The organism is Massilia varians (assembly GCF_027923905.1).
Taxonomy (GTDB): Bacteria; Pseudomonadota; Gammaproteobacteria; order Burkholderiales; family Burkholderiaceae_D; genus Telluria; species Telluria varians_B.
In genome coordinates, this window is record NZ_AP026966.1 from 2,262,309 (window position 1) to 2,279,013 (window position 16,705).

A 16,705-nucleotide genomic window follows, 5' to 3' on the forward strand; every position below is an offset into this window, starting at 1 on the left:
CGAACTGAGTGACCGCGGCGTGGGGAAGAGGATCGCTCCGTCGGCGCTCGCTGGTCCGCCCTCGTTCGACCCGTGCTAATGTGCTAGCATCTTGTCAATTCGGCAGGTGTTTTGTACATACTCTGCCGCCACGCGCCGCGTGGAGATTCGAATAACAATCATGCAGCCTTTAAAGGCTTCACCAATGGAAACAATCGCATTCAGCGGCCCGTTCACCCTCGACCGTTCGCGCCAGGCCGCGGTCCAGGTGTACGAATACCTGCGTGAGGAAATCGTCAACCTCACGCTCAAGCCCGGAACCCTCCTGTCGCGCAACGAGTTGTCGGCGCATTTCGAACTGTCCGTCACCCCGATCCGCGACGCCCTGATGCGCCTCGAGGAAGAAGGGCTGGTCGACATCTATCCGCAGCACGCCACGCGCGTGCGCGGCATCAGTATCGCCTCGGCGCGCCAGGCCCACTTCCTGCGGCTGTCGATCGAGCTCGAAGTGGTGCGCACGCTGGCCCGGAAGAACGACGCGGCCCTGGGCCAGTCCCTGCAAAGCCTGGTGCTGCAGCAGCGTGCGGCGCTCAAGGCGCGCGACCTGGAATCCTTCTACCGCGTCGACCATGCCTTTCACAAGCAGCTCTACGTCGCGGCCGAGGTCGAGGAGCTGTGGCGCCTGATGCGCCACCGCAGCGGCAACATGGACCGCCTGCGGCGCCTGCACCTGCCGCTCAACGGCAAGGCCGACCAGATCCTGAAGGACCACGCCGCCATCGCCGACGCGATCGGGCAGGGCGACGCCGCCGCGGCCGAGGCGGCGCTGCGGCGCCACCTGTCGGGCACGCTGTCGGAACTGGATGCGCTGCGCGAGCAATACCCGACCTACTGGATGCCCGGCGCGGACTGATGAGCCCTGCGCATGAATCGCCGCCCTGATTGCTGAGCTAAATTACTGAATCCCGGCTCAGGGCAGCAGCCCCGCCGCGCGCGCCGCCTCGTCCAGCGTGTCGCCGCCGAGCGCCATGTGCTGGATCGCCGCCAGGCCCCACTGCGCGGAGGCGTTGGTGCTGATGCCGCTCATCTCGTCGAGCGGACGCAGCACGGCCGGACCGTCGATGCGGCGCACGCCGTGGCGCGGGCTGCCGCGCTTGAGCCAGTCCGAGGCGAAGAACTCGCGCCAGGCCCGCAGCGCCAGCGTGCGGTCGCGCTCCTGGTAGGCGGCGTAGGCGGTCATGCGCGAATTCGTGTCGCTCATGCCGCGCCCGCCCGGAGCCTGTCCCAGCAGCGCCACCACCTCCTCGCGCGGCGCATTGTAGGTGCGGCAGTACTGCAGCCAGGTCTTGCGGTACTCGGGCACGTCGACCAGGGTCAGGAGCTCGGAATTCATCTCGACCACGCCGAACACGCCGTTCAGGTTGGAGAACGAAGGCTTGTCGCCGGGGCCGTGGAAGCGCCCGGTCGTGTGGTCGTAGGGCGCGCCGGCCGCGAACCAGCCGACCTTGAGTGCCGCGATGCTCTTCATGCCAGCCACGATCTTGTCGCGCCAGCGCACGTCGCCCGTGCGTTCCCACTCGGCCAGCCAGGCCGAGATCAGGGAACCCCAGACGGTGCCGAAGGAGGCGCCGACGAAGGCGTCCGGACGCGCGCCCGCCACCTTCAGCTTGCGCGCGATGTCGACCTTGTGCAGGTCCTTGTCCGAATCGAGCAGCTCGCGCATCAGGTCGCCGACGCGCTCGTCCGCCGTCAGGAAGTAATAGATGCGGCGGTAGGCCGCGTTCGAGACGCGCGGCTGCTTCGACGAATCGGCCCAGTGCTGCACCGCGTGGCGGGTGCCGAAGCCCTTGAAGGGGCCCAGGTGGTAGACGTCGACCTCGCCGGTATGGCGGGTCATCGCTTCGGCGTAGCGGAACAGGTCGGCGCGCCCGGTGCGCAGGTAGCTGTACCAGAGCCACAGGTCAGTCGACAGTTCCGAATTGTCCCAGGCGTAGCCGCCGATGTCGTAGCGCCACATGTGGCGATCGGGGTCGTAGCTGTGCATCACGTCGCCATAGGACCAGAAGCCGTACCAGCGGTGCTGCTCGGTTTCACGCAGGTACTGGTCCAGCTGCAGGGCCAGGCGCTCCTCGATCAGCTTGCGCGCCGGGGTCCCGGCATCGACCGGGTCCCAGTCGCCGAACACCCCGCACTGATGGATGCGCTGCGGCGTGAGCGCCAGGCGCGCCGGCCGCGCGCTTTGCTCGGCCATGTCGGACAGGGCCCCGTGCGAGGGCGTCGCGCCCAGCACCCACAGCTGCAGCTCGGAGGTGCGGGCGACGCCGGTGGCCGAATCCCAGCCGGCTTCGTAGTCCTCATACGTGATGTTCAGGCCGGCGATCTGCTTCTCGTGCGTGTCCATGCCGTCTTCGGCGCGGTAGGAGCGCACGTCCATGGCGGGCGCAGAAGGCGCCCACATCCAGGCCGTCACCTCCGCCATCGGGCTGGCCGCGTTGCGCACGTCCAGCTGCACCGGGGCGCGCTGCCAGAAATCCTTCAGGCCAAGCGCGATGCCGCCCGAGGCGCCGCCGGCGTACACCAGGCCCTTGCTGCGGGTGCCGGCGTTCGCGTCGATCCAGGCGCGCCCTGCGCGCAGGCGCTTCTGCAGGGTGAAGCCGTCCGGCGACAGCTGCGCCAGCGTGAAGTCGCCCCATTCGGGAATCCACTGCAGCCCGTCCTGCACCGGCTTGGCCATTCCGGCGAGCGGCGGCAAGGCCTGGCCGGCCACCTGGGCCGCGCGGTAGGCGTCGCCCGGGTCGCGGCGCAGGCCGGTCACCGGCCGCACCGCCTCTCCCCAGACGCCCACGCCTTCGCCCGAGAAGCGCACGTGGCGGTCGTAGGTCTGGTCGCTCATGGGCACCTGGGCCGTCACGCCCAGGCCGGCGATGAAGTCCTGTTCCGGATTGCCGTCGTAGACGAAGGAGTGCACGATGCGCACGCTGTCCGAACCGGTATAGAAGTACAGGCGCACCGAGAACGGCAGCCAGTCGCGGCTGCCGTCGCTGTGCATGCCGTCGAACTTGACCACCGCGCGCACCGGGCCGCTCTGTTCCACCGTGACGGCAAGGAGCTTGCTGGTGAAGGCCTGGCGCGCGACGCTGCCGCTGCGCTCCGGTTGGGCGCCGTCCTGGCGCAGCGCCACCAGTTTCATGTTCTGCATGCTTACCCGGCCGGCGCGGGCCGCGCTGCGCACCAGCACCTCGCCGCGGCGCGGCAGCATCCATGCCAGTTCGCCGGCCGTGACCAGGATGCCGTCCGCGCTTTCCTTCACCGAGACCGTGCCGCGCGCGGGTGCGCCGCGTTCCAGCCTGTAGCCGTCGGCAGCGCCGTTGTCCGCGACCCCGCCGGCGACCGCGTGCGCGGTCCACTTCAGCGAACCGTCCGGCCAGTAGGCCAGCGGCCAGGATTGCATGGCCGGGCCGTTCGCGCCCAGCGTGAAGTCGAGCCGTTTGTTCGCCGGCAGGCGCAGCGTGCCGCGCGGCCAGGGCACGCCCAGGGTGCAGCCCTCGAAACGGGCCGGGGCATGTCCGTCCAGCCAGCGCAGCACGGTCTCTGACACGGGGAGCGCCCTCGCGCCGGTGTTGGCCGTCACCGCGCCGGCCAGGCCGGGGAAGGAGGCAAGGAAGGGAAGGGCGCTGGCCGAGCGAAGGAAATGTCTGCGCGATGAAAGGGGCACTGTCGGTCTCCGTGCCGGCGCTGCCGCTGGGCGGCGCGCCGGTCTGTCGATGAGGTGAAAGCGAGCGCGGGCGCTGCTGATATATTAGTTGCTGACGATCATACTAGTTCGCCTCTTGCCCCTGGTCGATATGCGACGCTCAATTACTCAAGTCGATGACTGAACGCGGCCACGCCATCCGATCACCAGATTGCGTGCATCGACGGCGATACGCCCTGTACACTTATGTGGCATACTAATATATCAGCGCCCGTCAACCGACTACCCTGTCCCCATGAAAACACTTCTCGCAGCATTCTGGATCTTCATCGGCGCGCTCGCCGGCCTGCCGGCCGTGGCGGACGAGCTGCGGCCCGCGTTCCTGCTCACCGGCGCACAGCAGCGCGACGGCCAGGACCTGTCGGGCCAATGGACCTATTCGAAGGACCTGTACCGCACCGGCCTCACCGACATCAACGGCTGGGTGGCCAAGTCGCGCATGCAGCGCTACCGCGACCTCGACGTCGCCGCCATCGAGGCCAGGGGCGGAGTGGATTTCTTCGAGTTCCACCTCGACCGCGGCCCGATCATCAACGTGCCGGGCGCCTGGAACGCGGCGGCCCCGGAACTGCGCTACTACGATGGCCTGATCTGGTTCCAGCGCAAGTTCAACGCGCAGGCGCTTGGCGGCAAGCGCGCCTTCCTGCGCTTCGAGGCGGTCAACTACCGCGCCTGGGTCTACCTGAACGGCAAGGAAATCGGGCGCCACGAGGGCGGCTTCACGCCTTTCGTGCTGGAAGTGACCGAAGCCCTGCGCAGCGGCCAGAACCGCCTGGTGGTCGGCGTCGACTCGAGCCACGACGCCCAGTCGATCCCGACCTCCATCACCGACTGGGACCTGTACGGCGGCATCACCCGTCCCGTGCGTTTCATCACCACCCCGACGACTTTCATCGACGACGCCATGGTCCAGCTGCGCCCGGACGGCCGCATCGCAGGCGAAGTGCGCCTGCAGGGCCCGCATGCGGCGAACCAAGTGGTCAGCGTGGCGATCGGCGCGCTCGCCACCGCGCGCGCCACCACTGACGCCCATGGCCGCGCCAGGTTCGAGCTGGCCGCGCCCAGGGGCCTGGAGCGCTGGTCGCCCGAGAAGCCGACCCTGTACGAGGTGCGCTTTGCCGCCGCCGGCGACGCCGTGCGCGACCGTGTGGGTTTCCGCACCATCGCCGTCAAGGGCAACCAGATCCTCCTGAACGGCAAACCCATCTGGTTGCGTGGGATCTCGCTGCACGAGGAAGAGTTCGGGCCCAACCCGGCGCGCAACATGACGGAAACGGCCTCGCGCGCGCTGCTGCACGAGATCAAGCACGGCCTCGGCGCGAACTACGTGCGCCTCTCGCACTACCCGCATTCGGAAACCACGGTGCGCCTGGCCGACGAGATGGGCCTGCTGGTCTGGAGCGAGATACCGGTGTACTGGACGGTCGACTGGGACAACCCGGCCGTGCTGCGCAAGGCGCTCGCCATGCAGGCCGAGACCATCTACCGCGACCGTAACCGCGCCTCGGTGATCATGTGGAGCGTCGGGAACGAGACCCCGGTGTCGCCTTCGCGCACGCGCTTCCACAGCGCCATGGCGGACAACGTGCGCCAGCTCGATCCTTCCCGCCTGGTGAGCGCGGCCCTGCTGGTCAAGCAGGACGGCGACGCGCTGGCGATCGACGACCCGCTGGTCGGCAAGCTCGACGTGCTGGCGGTGAACATCTACGCCGGCTGGTACGGTTCCGACACGCTCGATGCGGTCGCCAAGCTCAAGTGGAAGGTGCCGGCGGACCGCCCGCTGATCCTGTCCGAGTTCGGCGCCGACGCGCTGGCCGGCTACCGCAATGACGGCATGAAGAAGTTCACCGAGGAGTACCAGGCCGAGTACTACCGCCAGACCCTGGCCATGGCCGATGCGATCCCGACCCTGCGCGGCATGTCGCCCTGGATCCTGAAGGACTTCCGTTCGCCGCGCCGCGAGCACCCGGTGTTCCAGAACGGCTGGAACCGCAAGGGCATCGTGTCCGAGCTTGGGGTACGCAAGCAGGCCTTCGGCGTGCTGGCCGATTACTACCGCGGCAAATAAACCAACACCTACCTGGAGTCATCATGAATTCGAACATCAGCGGCGCCCCGGTCATTACCGCGATGCGGGTCGTCCCCGTCGCCGGCCAGGACAGCATGCTCATGAACCTGAGCGGCGCCCACGGCCCCTGGTTCACCCGCAACGTCTTGGTGCTGCTCGATAGCGCCGGCAACACCGGCCTGGGCGAAGTGCCGGGCGGCGAATCGATCCGCCAGACCCTGGAAGACGCGGGTCCGCTCATCATCGGCAAGTCGCTGGGCGACTACAACGCCGTCCTGAACGCCATGCGTACCAGCTTCGCCAGCCGCGACGCCGGCGGACGCGGCCTGCAGACGTTTGACTTGCGCACCACCATCCACGCGGTCACCGCGGTGGAGTCGGCCTTCCTCGACCTGCTGGGCCAGTTCATGAACGTGCCGGTCGCCGCCCTGCTGGGCGAGGGCCAGCAGCGCGCCGCGGTGCCGATGCTGGGCTACCTGTTCTATGTCGGCGACCGCACGCGCACCGAACTGCCCTACCGTAGCGAGGCGGACGCGGACGATGCCTGGTTCCGGCTGCGCAATGAAGCGGCCATGACGCCCGAGGCGGTGGTGGCCCTGGCCGAAGCGGCGCAGGCGCGCTACGGCTTCCAGGACTTCAAGCTCAAGGGTGGCGTTCTGTCCGGCGACGCCGAGATGGAAGCGGCCGTGGCCCTGCACGAGCGCTTCCCGCAGGCGCGCGTCACGCTCGACCCGAACGGCGCCTGGTCGCTGCGCGAGGCGGTGCGCCTGTGCCGCGACAAGCACGCGGTGCTGGCCTATGCCGAAGACCCCTGCGGCGCCGAGAACGGCTTCTCGGGCCGCGAGGTGATGGCCGAGTTCCGCCGCGCCACCGGATTGATGACGGCCACCAACATGGTCGCCACCGACTGGCGCCAGATGGCCCATTCGATCCAGCTGCAGTCGGTCGACATCCCGTTGGCCGACCCGCACTTCTGGACCATGCGGGGTTCGGTCCGGGTGGCCCAGCTGTGCGAGATGTTCGGCCTGACCTGGGGCTCGCACTCGAACAACCACTTCGACATCTCGCTGGCCATGTTCACCCACGTCGGCGCCGCGGCGCCGGGCCGGGTGACGGCGATCGACACCCACTGGATCTGGCAGGACGGCCAGCGCCTGACCAGGGAGCCGCTGCGCATCGAAGGGGGAGAGGTCAAGGTGCCGCGGCGTCCGGGCCTGGGCATCGAGCTGGACGTCGATGCGCTGGAGGCGGCGCACCAGGCCTACAGGAACATGGGCCTGGGCGCGCGCGACGACGCGGTGGCGATGCAGTACCTGATTCCGGGCTGGAAGTTCGACAACAAGCGGCCTTGCATGCTGCGTTGACGACACGTTGTGGTAACGCATGCTTTAGTCGAACGCGCGGACGGCGAAGCCGTCCACCCTACGAGGATCACAAGGACGGCGGATTCTTCGGAATCGGGTGTTCCGAACGGAAGGGGACGGCGGGCAGCCCGGCCCCATTGACCAGGTTGGGCGTGGCCGCCTCGTGCCAGCCGAAACGCACCGAGGTCGGTTCGTTCACGAGCGGACTGCCGACCAGCACCTCGCTGCCCCGGATCGTGGCCGTCGCCGGATGGTAGCGGCCATCGCTGCCGGCGATCTCGAACCAGTCCAGCGGCTTGCCGTCGCGCGCGGCCAGCCCCTGCGCATGGTCGAAAGCGAGGATCGCCTGGCTGCCGGCGAAGCGGATCGCGCGGTAGCTTGGTCCGTCGGCTTCGATACCGGGGCGCTCATAGGTGCGTGCCAGTGCCAGGCTGGCCAGGCGCAGCCCGACGCTCTGCTTGTCGCGCGGATGGATGTCGCGCAGGTCGTCGGCCAGGTCGGTGGTGACGATCATGCCCGTATGCGCGATGCGCAGCGCGCCTGCCTGGGCTTCGCGCAGGCGCGGCAGGGACTCCGGCCCCCCGACGCCCTGGTCCGCGCGCAGCACCGAATACAGGTGCGGCGCCAGCTGCACGTAGTAGAAGGGCAGCTTCGCCCCGAAGGCGCGGCGCCAGCCGCCGATCAAGGCTTCCATCTTTGCCGTGTAGGCGGGACCGTCGTCGGTATGCAGGATGTTCGATTCGCCCTGGTACCACAGCGCGCCCTTGAGTCTGAAGGGCGCCAGGCCGGCGATCATGCCGTTGTACAGCGAGGCCGGCTTGTCCTTGACCGCGGGCGGCAGGTTCACTTGCCCGAGCAGGTCGGATGGCGTCCACGATTCGATGCGGGTGCCGCCCCAGGTGGCGTCGATCAGGCCGACCGGCGTTCCCAGTTCCTGCCGCAGACGCCGCCCGAAGCTGTAGGCGGCCGCCGAGAACTGGGTGGCAAGGAGGGCGGCAGGCGTGCTGCGCACCCAGGCCCCGCCGACGTCCTCGCCCGGCTGCGCGGCCTTGCGCCTGGCCACCTTGAACAGGCGAATGTCGGGCTGCTCGGCGCCGGCAAGCGCTTCCTCCGAGCCGAAGGTGGGCAGCTGGCCCTTCTTGTCGCCGAAGGGCTTCTCCATGTTCGACTGGCCCGAGGCCAGCCATACTTCGCCGACCAGCACGTCCTGGACGACGATCTCCTTGCTGGTGCCGCGCACCGACAGCACGCCCGGCGTCGGCGGCGCCTGGCTCAGGTCGAGGTGGAGGCGCCAGCGCCCCTCGCTGTCCGCGACCGTGCTCAGCGCCTGGTTCCCGAAGCGCACCGAGACCGTCTCGTTGGGCGCCGCCCAGCCCCAGACCGGCACCCAGGCCGCGCGCTGCAGCACCATGTGGTCGGACAGGATGCCGGGCAGGCGCACCTCGGCCCAGGCGGGGAGCGCCAGCAGCGCGAACGCGGCCAGGCCGGCCGCGCGGGCATGAAGGGAGTTCATGCGGGGTACTTCGGTCCGATGTTCAGGAAGGGACCGCCCTGCAGGTAGGTGGTGAGATCGTCCGCCGGCGGATACGCGACTTCAAGGGGCAGCTTGTCCTGGAATTGCGCCGAGCTGTCCTTGGCGACGAAGGCCAGGTGGCGCGAATGGCGCGCGTCCCACCAGCTGCCCGGGTTGCTTGAAACGCCGAAGGCGATGGTGTGGCCGACGCGCGGCGTCACCAGGGAGCGGCGCAGCAGTTCGACCAGGTCGTCCAGGCTGAGCCAGGTGACCATCTGGCGGTGGGTGGCGGGCTCCGGGAAGCAGAAGCCGATGCGCAGGCACACGGTCTCGATGCCGAAACGGTCCCAGTAGTAGCGCGACAGGTTCTCGCCCCAGACCTTGGACAGGCCGTAGTAGCCGTCGGCGCGCGGCAGCATGCCGGCGTCGACCCGCTCGCTGGTCGGGTACATGCCCATCGTGTGGTTGCTGCTGGCGAAGACCACGCGCCGAATGCCCAGCTTGTGCACGGCTTCGTACAGGTTGACCATGCCGAGGATGTTGGCCTGCATGATCGGCGCGAATTCGACTTCGGTCGAGACGCCGCCGAAGTGCAGGATCGCGTCCACGCCTTCGCACATGCGCATCACCTGCTCGCGGTCGGCCAGGTCGCACTGCACCACTTCCTCGTTCGGGCCGGCTGGACCGATGTCGGCCACGTCGGCCAGGCGCACGATGTCGGCGAATGCATGCAGGCGTTCGCGCAGGCGACGGCCTAGGTTGCCGCCGGCGCCGGTGAAGAGGATGCGTTTGAATGGTTTGCTCATGGTGCTCGAGACCCTATTGGACTGGTTGAAACGGATGCGCCATTACCGGCGCATTCGCGGCGGGTGTCAATGTCCGGTCGCCGAACGCTCACGATCTTGAGTAATTGGGCGAATGCGGAACAAGGGCGCGCTAAGCTACTAATATATTAGTGTCATCTGCACCGCCTTCCACCCTGGAGACCTCCGATGTTCCGTTTCGCTCCGCCGAGCCTGTGCGCTTTCGCGCTGGCCGCGTTCTGCGCTGCCGCCCCGGCCCACGCCGCCCGCGCCGCATACGATTTCAACCCCGGCTGGAAACTGATGGTCGGCGACCCCGCGGGCGCGTCCGGGGTCGGGTTCGACGACAAGGCCTGGAAACCCGTGACCCTGCCGCGCGCCTGGAACGAGGACGACGCCTTTGCCAAGGACATCGTCGACCATTCAACGGGCATCGCCTGGTACCGTAAGCGCTTCAGCATCAAGGACCTCAAGCCGGGCCAGAAGGTCTTCCTCGAATTCGAAGGCGCGCGCCAGGCGGCGGAAGTGTTCGTCAACGGCCGCCGCATCGGCCTGCACGAGAACGGCGTCACCGCCTTCGGCTTCGAGATCGGGGCCGCACTGGTCAAGGGCGAGAACCTGATCGCGGTGCGCACCGACAACCGCTGGGACTACAAGGAGCAGGCTAGCGGCCAGCGCTACCAGTGGGCCGACCGCAATTTCAACGCCAACTACGGCGGCCTGCCGAAGAACGTGCGCCTGCACGTGACCGGGCCGCTGTACCAGACCCTGCCCCTGTATTCGAACCTGGGCACCACCGGGGTCTACGTGTATGCGCGCGACTTCGACATCGCGGGACGCACGGCGACGATTGCCGCCGAATCCGAGGTACGCAACGACGGCGGGCAAGCGCGCAGCTTTACCTACGAGGTCGAAGTACGCGACAAGGACGGCAAGACCGTGGCGCGCTTCGCCGCGCCGGCCCAGACCCTGGCGCCCGGCGCCACCACGGTCGCCAGGGCCAGCGCGCGGGTAAAGAACCTGCACTTCTGGAGCTGGGGCTACGGCTACCTGTACGACGTGGTCACAATCCTGAAGGTCGACGGCAAGCCGCTCGACCGCGTCACCACGCGCACGGGTTTTCGCAAGACCGAGTTCGGCCGGGGCATGATCAAGCTGAACGAGCGCGTGCTGCAGATGAAGGGTTATGCCCAGCGCACCTCGAACGAATGGCCGGCGATCGGCTTGTCGGTCCCGAGTTGGTTGAGCGACTACAGCAATGGCCTGGCGCTCGAGAGCAACGCCAACCTGATCCGCTGGATGCACATCGCGCCGTGGAAGCAGGACGTCGAGTCGCTCGACCGCATCGGCCTGATGCAGGCCATGCCCGCCGGCGACTCGGAGAAGGATGTCGACGGGCGCCGCTGGGGCCAGCGCGTGGAAACGATGCGCGACGCCATCGTCTACTACCGCAACAACCCGAGCATCCTGTTCTACGAGTCCGGCAACAAGGGCGTGAGCGCCGAACACATGGCGGAGATGAAAGCACTGCGCGACCGCTACGACCCGCATGGCGGGCGCGCAGCCGGCAGCCGCGAGATGCTGAGCAGCGCGCTGCAGCAGGTGTCCGAGTACGGCGGCGAGATGTTGTACATCAATAAGAGCGCGCGCATGCCGATGTGGGCCATGGAGTACGCGCGCGACGAGGGTGCGCGCAAGTTCTGGGACGAGCTCAGTCCGCCTTTCCACAAGAACGGCGACGGCCCGCCGCACAAGGGCCAGCCGGCGCCCGGGTACAACCACAACCAGGACAGCTTCGCGATCGAGGCCGTGCGCCGCTGGTACGACTACTGGCGCGAGCGCCCGGGCACCGGAACGCGGGTCTCGAGCGGCGGCGTCAACATCATCTTCTCGGACAGTAATACCCACCACCGCGGCGCCGAGAACTACCGCCGCAGCGGCGAGGTCGACGCCATGCGCATCCCCAAGGATGCCTTCTACGCCCACCAGGTGATGTGGGACGGCTGGGTCGACGTCGAGCGCCCGCGCGCCCACATCGTCGGCCACTGGAACTACACGCCCGGCACGGTCAAGCCGGTGCACGTGATCTCGAGCGCCGAGACGGTCAAGCTGACCCTGAACGGCAGGGAGGTCGGCAGCGCACGCCAAAGCGAGCGCTTCCTGTTCACGTTCGACAAGGTGAGCTGGGAAGAGGGCGAGCTGAAGGCGGTTGGCTACGACGCCAAGGGCAGGCAGGTCTGCGCGACCAGCATCGTCACCGCCGGCAAGCCGGTGGCGCTGCGCCTGAAGCGCATCGCGTCGCCGCACGCGCTGCGCGCCGACGGCGCCGACCTGGCGCTGGTCGAGGTCGAGGCGGTCGATGCGAAGGGCCGCCGCAACCCGGTCGCGCTGGGCACCGTGCACTTCGACCTGGACGGCCCGGCCGAGTGGCGCGGCGGTATCGCGCAGGGGCCCGGCAACCACGTGCTGGCGCGTTCGCTGCCGGTCGAGGGCGGCGTCAACCGTGTCCTGGTGCGCAGCAGCACCCAGCCGGGTCAAATCACCCTGCGTGCCCGCGCCGATGGCCTGGCGCCGGCGACGCTGCGCTTCGCGTCAACGGCGGTGCAGGTCGAGGGCGGCCTGGCGGCGCTGCCGGCGCCGCCGCCGTTGCGCCTGGACCGCGGCCCGACCCCGGCTACGGCGTCCTTCACGGTCTCGCGCATCGCGGTGCCGGTGGCCTCGGCGCAGGCGGCCAGCAACGCCGAACAGGCCGCGCGATCCTTCGACGACGATGAAGCCACCGGCTGGACCAGCAAGGCCGGCGAAGCGGCGGAGATCACCTACCAGTTGGCGCGCCCGGCGCTGCTGCGCGAAGTGACGCTCAAGCTGGCCGGCTGGCGCGAACGCAGCTATCCGCTGCGCGTGTTCGTGGACGGCGTCGAGGTCTGGCGCGGCACCACGCCGAAGAGCCTCGGCTACGTCACGCTGCCATTCGAGGCGCAGCGCGGCAGCCGGGTACGGATCGCGCTAGATGGCCAGGCGAGTGATGCCGGTGCGATCCAGCTGACCGAGGTGGCGGACCAGGCCAATACCGACACCGGCGCCCAGCGCGTCGCGCGCTCGCTGCTGTCGATCGTCGAAGCCGAGTTCTACGAGTTTCCGGAATCCTGATCGGGGTAGTGGCGGCGCTGAAGCGTGCGATCGCGCGCGAGCGATAACCTGGCGTGGCCTTGCGATGTCGGAAACGGCATCGGTCGCCATCGAGGAATGTCGCGCATTCGCACCAACCGCTCAAGCCCATGAGTGTTTGGCGCAATCGGTTCGAACCTGGTTGTTGTATTGATTTCATTCAATAACAATCGGCTTCGTTCAGCACCCCGGGCAACACGATTCCGGTCATAAAGATCACATAAGACAGACAACAAGGAGGAGAGATGGCACCGTATTCCAAGCATGGGTTCCCCGTAAAACGCATCAGTCAGGCAGTCGCCATGGCACTGGCTTCGCTGGTCGCCAGCGGCGCGTACGCGCAACAAGCCACAGGTTCGCAGGCGGGCGCGCCCGCATCGTCGACCTCGTCCACGGCGCCGGCCGCCGTGGCCGATGGCGCCGTCGAGACGGTGCTGGTGGTCGGCTCGCGCGAATCGCAGCGCAGCGCGATCGCCCGCAAGAAGAACGCCGCCACGGCGCAGGATTCGATCATCGCCGAAGACGTCGGCGCCTTCCCGGACCGTAACGTCGCCGACGCGATTTCGCGCATCGCCGGCGTGGCGGTCGACCGCGGCGAGTTCGGCGAAGGCATCAGCGTCTCGATCCGCGGCAACGGCCCGGAACTGACCCGCGTGGAACTGGACGGCATGGGTGTGCAGCAGGCCGGCGGCGCCGACATGTTGGGCGGCATCAGTGCCGGCGCCGACACCTCGGGCGGACGCGCGGTCGAGATGCGCCAGCTCTCCTCGGACCTGATCAAGAGCGTGGACGTGGTCAAGGGCTCGACCGCCGACATGACCGAAGGCTCGCTCGGCGGCGGCGTGCGCATCCAGACCCGCAACGGCCTCGACTTCAAGAAGGACTACCTGTCCTTCCGCGTGGCGGCCCAGCAGAATTCGCTCAACAAGAAGAAGAACCCCAACCTCAACCTGATCGGCGCCAAGAAGTTCATGAACGACCGCCTGGGCGTGCTGGTCAACCTCTCGAAGAGCAAGGTCAACCAGGAAGCCCACTCGATCAACCAGGGCGGCAACAGCGGCGTGGTCGGCCAGTACCGCCCGATGGACTTCGACAATTCGCCGGAGAAGACGGTCGCGCTGCGCCCCGACACCCTGAACCTGAACGACGCGGCCTCGACCACGCCGTTCTACACCGTCCCGTACAGCAATGCGGCGCTGGGCAACTGGACCAGCATGACGCCGAAGGATGTGCTGGAAGGTTCGGCCGCCGCCCAGACCAAGGCCGAGTGCTACCAGAAGTTCCCGCTGCTGCCGGCCAACGTGGCCAGCCAGCTCAGTACCGGCAACAACGGCCGCACCAATGCCCAGAACATCACCCAGCTGGCGCTGCTGAGCTGCCTGGGCCAGTGGAACGACTGGGTGCCGAGCAATACCCGCTACTTCGTCAACCGCTGGAACGACGACCGCACCAGCGGCGACATTCGCCTCGACTTCAAGGTCAACGATGCGCTCACCGTGTATGCCAAGCATAGCCGCAGCAAGGGCGACGTCATCTCCTACAGCACCAACCTCGGCTACGGCGGCGTTGCCGTGAATCCGGCCACCGTGCGTGGACCGAACGGCTTCAGCGGCGCACCCTTCGTCGACACCATCTCGACCACCCAGCTGGCCAACGGCGCCTGGGGCACCCGCGCCCTGAACCCGGCCTCCGGCTACTACCTCTATCCGGGCGAGCTGACCTACCGCAGCACCGGCGCCCTGAACGGCGCGGTGTCCAACGTCAACCCGAACTCGGTGACCGTCGACGGCAACCACCACGTCACCGGCTTCGAGTTCTCGGACGGCGTCTACGGCGTCGACAACACCACGATCACCACCGGCACCAAGTCCAGCTATACCCAGGCCGGCGGTACCTACAAGAAGGGCATCGTGCGCGCCGAGTTCCTGATCGGCGATTCGAAGTCCGATTTCTACCGCTACGAAAAGCGCATGGGCCAGAGCGCCTACCTGGGCACCACCAAGGCCACCGTGCTGCCGAACGGCATCTGGAACTACACGCCGTCCGGCTCGGTGAACCTGAACGACCCGAACAGCTGGCTAACGCTCGCCAACCAGGCTGCGACGGCCGCGGTCGCACCGAGCTTCACCACCCCGGGCGCACCGGCCTATACCGCGGCCCAGCTGCCGCGCGTGAACGGCGCCACCACCCTGGCGTTCCAGAACCCGCGCATCAACGAGTCGTTCGAAAAGACGGCCAAGCTGGACCTGGATGTGTACACCGACGAGTACATCCCCTTCGTCCCCTCGATCAAGGTCGGCTACAGCCGCCGCAAGAGCGGCTACGACCACTGGGGCACCGGCGGCCCGACGGTGCAGGACGCCGTCGGCACCTTCGGCACGGCCGGCTACATTCCGGGCATTTACGTCTCCACCAACAACCTGCGCACCACCTTCCAGGTCTGCGAGAACACGCCGGGTTCGCTGGCGCCGGGCGGCCGCCCCTGCCAGTACGGCTACAACCCGAGCACCGACCCGCGCAACGCGCGCCAGGGCACGATCGTCATCTCGCCGGACCAGTACCGCGCGCTGTTCAACCAGGGCTACACCAAGGAGCCGACCGCGCAGTTCTATGCGGGTGATCCGGACCGTCCAGGCACCCTGACCAATGGCTGGACCGAGTTCGACATCGACAAGGTCTACGCGCTGCTGGGCGTGCCGAACTACAACCTCGACTGCATCAAGGAGTGCATCGGCAGCGACGGCCAGATGTACCAGCAGCCGGTGAACTCGATCGTGGAAACCGTCGATGCGGGCTACATGATGGCCAACTTCGAGGTCGACCGCGTGCCGTTCACCCAGCGCGCGCTGCCCTTCGGCATCGTCTTCGACGGCAACGTCGGCGTGCGCGCCGTGCGCACCAAGGTGATCGGCAGCGGCCAGCTGACCTTCCGCTCGATCGTGCCGACCGCCGCCTACAACCCGCTCGACCCGAACAACGCGAACGGCATCAGCACCCGCGTGTACCGCAAGGACACCGCGATCAATGCGACCACCACCGACTACCTGCCGTCGGCCAACCTGAACACCTGGCTGATTCCCGACAAGCTGGTCCTGCGCTACAACTGGGGCAAGACCATCGCGCGTCCGGCCGCCGGCCGCCTGATCCCGAACGGCACCTGCGAATATGACGGCCGCAAGCTGGTGGACCTCGATTCCGAGGGCAACGAAACGTCGATGCGCTGCACCGACGTCATGGGCAACCCGGAGATCAAGCCGCTGACCAACCATAACCAGAACCTGTCGCTGGAATGGTATGCCAACCGCGACATCATGCTGGCCGGCGCCGTCTACAAGCAGGAAGGCGTGACCGGCGCCCCGACCCTGATCGAGACCGTCGACGACATCAAGCCCTTCGCCGGCTCCAACGCGGTCGACCCGCAGACCGGCAAGCCGCTGTCCGACCTGGTGTTCACCCAGCGCCGCTGGACCAACCAGATCCCGTTCACCCGCAAGGGTTTCGAAGTCTCGGCCAAGGTCGCTTTCACGGTCCTGCCGTGGTACCTGCGCTATACCGGCGTGGACGCGAACTACACCCGCAACAAGGCGACCCTGAACGGCGGCGGCCTGCGCGACCTGATCACCGGCGAACTGCTGCCGGTGGCCGGCGAGCCGCGCCACTCCTGGAACGCCTCGGTGTGGTACGACGACGGCGCCCTGTCGATGCGCGTCGGCCTGCAGGTGAAGGCGGATACCTTCTCGTGCACTTCGGGCTGCAACACCAACTCGGTGAACAACTACCCGGTGGTCGGCATGACCAACGTGCGCTTCCCGACCTACAGCCCGGGTGCGCCGCTGTTCCGTCTCGGCACCCGCTACGTGGACGCCAAGATCGCGTACCGCTTCAACAAGAACATCGAGTTCTTCCTGGAAGGGCGCAACCTGGGCAAGACCCACACCGGTTCCAACACCGGCGGCTATTCGGTGTTCGCGGATGGCACCCCGAACGTGTACACCGACTCGTACGCGGGCAGCACCTACATGGCGGGCCTGAACTTCAAGTTCGGCGGTTGATCGC

The 16,705-nt window shown here is 67.8% G+C and carries 8 protein-coding genes; 5 read left to right on the forward strand and 3 right to left on the reverse strand.

Annotated elements, in window-relative coordinates; translation table 11 throughout:
• Positions 1-184 precede the first annotated feature (184 nt).
• On the forward strand, positions 185-892 hold the full coding sequence (locus MasN3_RS10335; protein ID WP_281913947.1) for a GntR family transcriptional regulator: 708 nt from the start codon (positions 185-187) through the stop codon (positions 890-892).
• Positions 893-949: 57 nt separating this feature from the next.
• Here the strand turns inward: MasN3_RS10335 and MasN3_RS10340 are convergent, their stop codons facing one another.
• The gene (locus tag MasN3_RS10340) at positions 950-3,694 is read right to left on the reverse strand and encodes an exo-rhamnogalacturonan lyase family protein (RefSeq protein WP_281913948.1); all 2,745 of its coding nucleotides are present in this window, start codon (positions 3,692-3,694) and stop codon (positions 950-952) included.
• A gap of 274 nt (positions 3,695-3,968) precedes the next feature.
• On the opposite strand from MasN3_RS10340, the gene MasN3_RS10345 reads away from it, so the two are divergent.
• Positions 3,969-5,801 (forward strand): glycoside hydrolase family 2 protein, encoded by a 1,833-nt coding sequence (locus MasN3_RS10345; protein ID WP_281913949.1) that lies wholly within the window; start codon positions 3,969-3,971, stop codon positions 5,799-5,801.
• 23 nt (positions 5,802-5,824) lie between these two features.
• Positions 5,825-7,165 (forward strand): glucarate dehydratase, encoded by a 1,341-nt coding sequence (gene gudD / locus MasN3_RS10350; protein WP_281913951.1) that lies wholly within the window; start codon positions 5,825-5,827, stop codon positions 7,163-7,165.
• Between the two features lie 67 nt (positions 7,166-7,232).
• Here gudD and MasN3_RS10355 read toward each other — a convergent pair whose 3' ends face one another.
• On the reverse strand, positions 7,233-8,678 hold the full coding sequence (locus MasN3_RS10355) for a sialate O-acetylesterase (protein ID WP_281913953.1): 1,446 nt from the start codon (positions 8,676-8,678) through the stop codon (positions 7,233-7,235).
• Positions 8,675-9,484 (reverse strand): NAD-dependent epimerase/dehydratase family protein, encoded by an 810-nt coding sequence (locus MasN3_RS10360; protein WP_281913955.1) that lies wholly within the window; start codon positions 9,482-9,484, stop codon positions 8,675-8,677. The genes MasN3_RS10355 and MasN3_RS10360 overlap by 4 nt, the downstream gene beginning before the upstream one ends.
• Before the next feature lie 186 nt (positions 9,485-9,670).
• Here MasN3_RS10360 and MasN3_RS10365 point away from each other — a divergent pair, with 186 nt between their 5' ends.
• Together MasN3_RS10365 and MasN3_RS10370 are read left to right on the forward strand one after the other, a co-directional pair.
• Positions 9,671-12,631 (forward strand): glycoside hydrolase family 2 protein, encoded by a 2,961-nt coding sequence (locus MasN3_RS10365; protein ID WP_281913956.1) that lies wholly within the window; start codon positions 9,671-9,673, stop codon positions 12,629-12,631.
• 320 nt (positions 12,632-12,951) lie between these two features.
• On the forward strand, positions 12,952-16,701 hold the full coding sequence (locus tag MasN3_RS10370; protein ID WP_281913957.1) for a TonB-dependent receptor: 3,750 nt from the start codon (positions 12,952-12,954) through the stop codon (positions 16,699-16,701).
• The last annotated feature ends 4 nt before the right edge of the window (positions 16,702-16,705 follow it).